This window comes from Succinivibrio faecicola (genome assembly GCF_019448115.1).
In the GTDB taxonomy this organism is placed as follows: Bacteria; Pseudomonadota; Gammaproteobacteria; order Enterobacterales; family Succinivibrionaceae; genus Succinivibrio; species Succinivibrio faecicola.
This window is the reverse complement of sequence record NZ_JAGFNY010000070.1, coordinates 1-2,099: the sequence shown is the minus strand read 5'-3', so window position 1 is coordinate 2,099 and position 2,099 is coordinate 1. Positions and strand designations below refer to the sequence as shown.

The following is a 2,099-nucleotide window of genomic DNA, read 5'->3' as shown; positions in this document are numbered from 1 at the left end:
ACATGTTTTTAAAGAGCATCAACGCTAGAGTGCATCTAGGTTTGTTTTAAATTTCCATGTGGGAAACTAGAGTTTATTAGAAATAACAAATTCCATTACCAACATATCAGTTATAAAATCATACCCAAGATATACGTTCTCAAAATTATGTCGGCATTTATAACTACTTAAGTTACTGTATGGAGATTTTATATTTTTATCTATTTCTTTTCCCACTGATGCAGCACCACAATTTACACATACAGAAAAACCATCTCCCATATAGCCTTTATTAAGCATTATTATTCTCTGATTACTTCTCGTAGACACTTTAATATTTTTTAATGCATCTATTTGTTTTATTTCTTCTTGAGCAGGGACTGTTGAGTAAATGGGTGGTATTATGGAAGTGAATTTTTCATCCAATTCTGATGCGTATATTTCAGTGCCGTTTTTTGGAGCAAACCCCCATGGAATCAGCATGTTTATGCTTGATTCAGGGATGGTATTATGGCAGTAAGGACAGAAATTTTTATCATAATTTACACCAAACCAACCGCACTTTGAGCAGTGACTTAATCTTTTTTTATAATTTTGATCCTCAAAATAATCTTGAATAATAGAAGATTTTTTATTTTTTCCAAATCTTAGTGGACTATACAATGCTCCGATTTGGTATAACTTTTTATCAACAACAAGAGCTCTGCCTGGAGCGAATTCTCCAATAGCGACATCCAAACTTCTATCAATTCTATAAAGCAACTTGTTATTACTGCCAGTTATATATGTACTAACAACATTCTTTGGAAAAGAATATGTAGGGATAATGCCTTCTTCATATAAGGCATCTAACATTGTTTGAGAAAAAAACTTATTATCAGATGCGTATAAGTCAGGATGCTTTATATATTTATTATATAATTGCTCTATATCATGCAATAAATGTTGTTTATATTCTGTTTCATCAAAAACATATTTATTAGGAAATAGATAATTTTTATCATTAAAATTATAATTATTTACGAATGAAGAAAAGTTTTGATACATCTCTGAAAAAAAATCTTCAACGGATAGTTGATGTATACTTGTTTTTTGATTAGTAGCAAAATTTTGTAGTACAAGAATATTTAAATGCCTTTCTATAAGTTTTTTACTTTCTGTATCAATCCACGGTGTACGAGGATCTCCTGCAAACATAGGTGCAGGATTTTTATAATACAAATTATCATGAGGAGCGTCTTCACAAAAGGTTAGAATTGTTGAAAGACTTGCTCCCCTTCGTCCAGCTCGACCTGCTCTTTGCTGATAGTTTTCTCTTGTAGGAGGTACATTTCTTAACCCCACAGCTATAAGCGAACCTATATCAATACCAACTTCCATTGTAGTTGTGCTACTTAATATATCTACAGGTGTTTCATTATCATGAATAATGTCTTGAAATCTCAGCTCATATTCTTCAGTTTTAGATAAAAGATCATCTCGTTGATCTTTATAAGATAATTGAGCTGTATGTTCTTCTATGTTTAAAGAAAATAACTGTTTATCTTTGTTATCTAAAACTTCGTTTATAGGGGTGCTCCAGAATTTGAGTGCTTTTATATCATTTTTGTCTAAAATATGAACGCATTCACTTTCACAATTAGGGCATTTTTTTAATAAAAGAAATGGATTGATATCAGAGCAATTATCACATCTATACCACACGTGTTCTCTATTTAAAACTGGTTTTACTGTGCTAGTGTTAATATACAATTTGTTTGGGTTTTCTTTATTGCTTTCCAAAAAAACACCTAAAGCATTTTTTAGAGTTTTTTCTAATTTGCTATTGTTCTTCAGATTCAAAATATTTTTTATTGGTTTAGAGAATTCCCAATTGTTTTTTAATAGACCTATTTTATCGTTGTCATAAAAGCGTCGTACATAATGTCTGACATCATCATTTATTGTATGATCAAGTGCCGCATGTTCATCCAATACAGATTTTATCCATGCATAGAAAATATCTTCAAAATAACTTTCTTCATCTTCTGAAAATTGTATTTCATTGTCACAGCCCACTGAAAAAGATCTGATTTAGCTCAGTCAGTTTTGACTAAAAGTCAGCTCAATCATTTTGGATT

1 protein-coding gene is annotated in these 2,099 nt (G+C 30.7%); it reads right to left on the bottom strand.

The window, feature by feature from the left end; all coding sequences use genetic code 11:
• Nucleotides 1-66: 66 nt before the first annotated feature.
• Nucleotides 67-2,037, bottom strand: a complete 1,971-nt coding sequence (locus tag J5V48_RS09630) for a helicase-related protein (protein ID WP_219938413.1) — start codon at nucleotides 2,035-2,037, stop codon at nucleotides 67-69.
• Nucleotides 2,038-2,099 lie beyond the last annotated feature (62 nt).